2 protein-coding genes are annotated in these 1,998 nt (G+C 66.4%); both read left to right on the top strand.

The genetic code is table 11. The features are described from left to right. Window positions 1–852: tyrosine-type recombinase/integrase (locus I6U14_RS08130; protein WP_296898347.1), on the top strand; the 852-nt coding region annotated here is incomplete at its 5' end. After that, window positions 849–1,811: a tyrosine-type recombinase/integrase gene (locus tag I6U14_RS08125; RefSeq protein ID WP_296898345.1), complete on the top strand. Its 963-nt coding sequence runs from the start codon at window positions 849–851 to the stop codon at window positions 1,809–1,811. The genes I6U14_RS08130 and I6U14_RS08125, both read left to right, overlap by 4 nt. Window positions 1,812–1,998 lie beyond the last annotated feature (187 nt).

The following is a 1,998-nucleotide window of genomic DNA, read 5'->3' as shown; positions in this document are numbered from 1 at the left end:
GCCCGGCATCGAGGCAATCCGCCGGTGACGCGAAACAAGAAGCTGGCGCACATCAAGGCCTTCCTCGCCTTCCTGCGCGGCCGGCACCGCCGCATGAGCGAGCTGGACCTGGCTGACATCGATGCATTCATCGTCGCGTGCCGACAGGACCATGCACGCACGACCGTGGCGGACATGGCCTCGAGCCTGCGCGGTTTCCTGCGTTTTCTCCACGTCACCGGGCGCCTGGCAGTGGCTCTGGCGCCGTCGGTGAAGGCCCCCATCGTGCGCCGCGGCGAGCGGCCGCTGCGGGCACTGCCGTGGGAGAAGGTCCAGCGGATACTCGACGCCGTCGACCGCTCCACGGCCGCGGGGCGGCGCGATTATGCCCTGTTACTGCTGATGAGCGTCTACGGTCTGGGGGCCGGTGAGGTGTTGCGCCTGCGCTGGGATGATATCGATTGGCGCGGGGGAATCGGGCATGTCACCCGACCGAAGACCGGCGTGGCGGGGGCGCTGCCGCGGTTGCCGCCCGTGGCTCGGGTGCTGGTGGCCTACCTGCGCCACGGGCGCCCGCAACATGCCAGCACGCGCCGTCTGTTCGTCAGCCTGCGGGCGCCGCATCGACCACTCGCCGCCTCTTCGGCCGTGCGGCACATCCTGCACAAGCATGCCCGGGCTGCCGGCGTCTCGGCCCCTTACCTCGGCAGTCATGTCTTGCGTCACACCCATGCCTGCCGGGAGCTCGAGCTGGGGGTGGCGCCCAAGGTGATCGGCGACATCCTCGGTCACCGTCGCCCGGAATCAACCTCGGCGTACCTGCGCGTTGCCACCGAGCGACTCCGTGATGTGGCCCTCGCCCTGCCGGCATGACCTGGCTCACGCAAACGCAGCTGGCCCGGGACATCACCCGGTTCCTGGCTTTCAAACGGGCCCTCGGCTATCCCTATGGCCGCGGGGCGGCCACGCTGCGAAGCTTCCAGCGCTTCGCGGCAGCGCAGACCGGCGACGACGCGCAGATGGAGCTGGAGGCCATGATCGGCGGCTGGCTCTCGCGTATCGCCGGACGCAAATCGGTGACCGTCGCGCTGGAGCTGGGGGTGATCCGACAGTTGTGTCTGCATCGGCGCCGATCCGATCCACAGGGCTTCGTGCCTGGTCGCGAATGGGCACCCCAATCGGCCGAGTCGCACTTCCTACCCTACATCTTCTCCCGTGCCGAGGTCCGGTCGCTCGTAGACGCCGCCGGCGAGCATGGCCACCGCAATCTCACTCCGGCGACGTTGCGCACGTTGCTCCTGATCCTGTACTGCACCGGCCTGCGGCTGGGCGAGGCGGTGCGGCTTACGCTCAAGGACGTGGATCTGCAGCAGAACCTGTTCGTCGTGCGCGAGAGCAAAGGCAAGACCCGGCTGGTGCCGTTCCGACCCGATCTTGCGCAGGTTCTACAGGCGTATCTGGCCGAACGAGCAGCGATCGCGTCCAGCGACGAGGATGGACCGCTGCTGGTGCGCAAGCGCGGCGATGGCCTGCCGGTGGGTGTTGCCTCCGGGGCGATCCGCCAGCTTCTGCGCAGGTTGGGACTGAAACCAGCGCACGGTCGGGTCGGCCCCCGCCCATATGACTTGAGGCATGCCTTCGCCGTGCATCGCCTGACCGATTGGTACCGCCAGGGTGTGGACATTCACGCGCGCCTGCCCTGGCTCTCGGCCTATATGGGTCATGACGATGTCCTCGGCACCGAGGTCTACCTCACCGCCACGGCGGAGCTGATGGACCTCGCCAGTGCTCGCTTTGCAGCACGCTTCCACGATGCTGCTCGTCGAACGTGACGCGGCCTGCCAACAATCCGCTCCCGCATCTGGTCGAGTCGTTCTTCCGTGATCATCTGCAACGCTGGCTATTATACACATCTCCGAACCCACGAACACGGCAGAAAACACGTATGCCGTCTGAGGCTTGAAAAAACAACAGAAGAAACAAACGAGAACACAGAGACACGACAAGGCTGTACAAACA

Origin of the sequence: Thiohalocapsa sp. (assembly GCF_019695415.1) — a bacterium.
Taxonomy (GTDB): Bacteria; Pseudomonadota; Gammaproteobacteria; order Chromatiales; family Chromatiaceae; genus Thiohalocapsa.
Note: the sequence above shows the minus strand (reverse complement) of the source record. Positions and strands in the feature narration are given on the sequence as shown.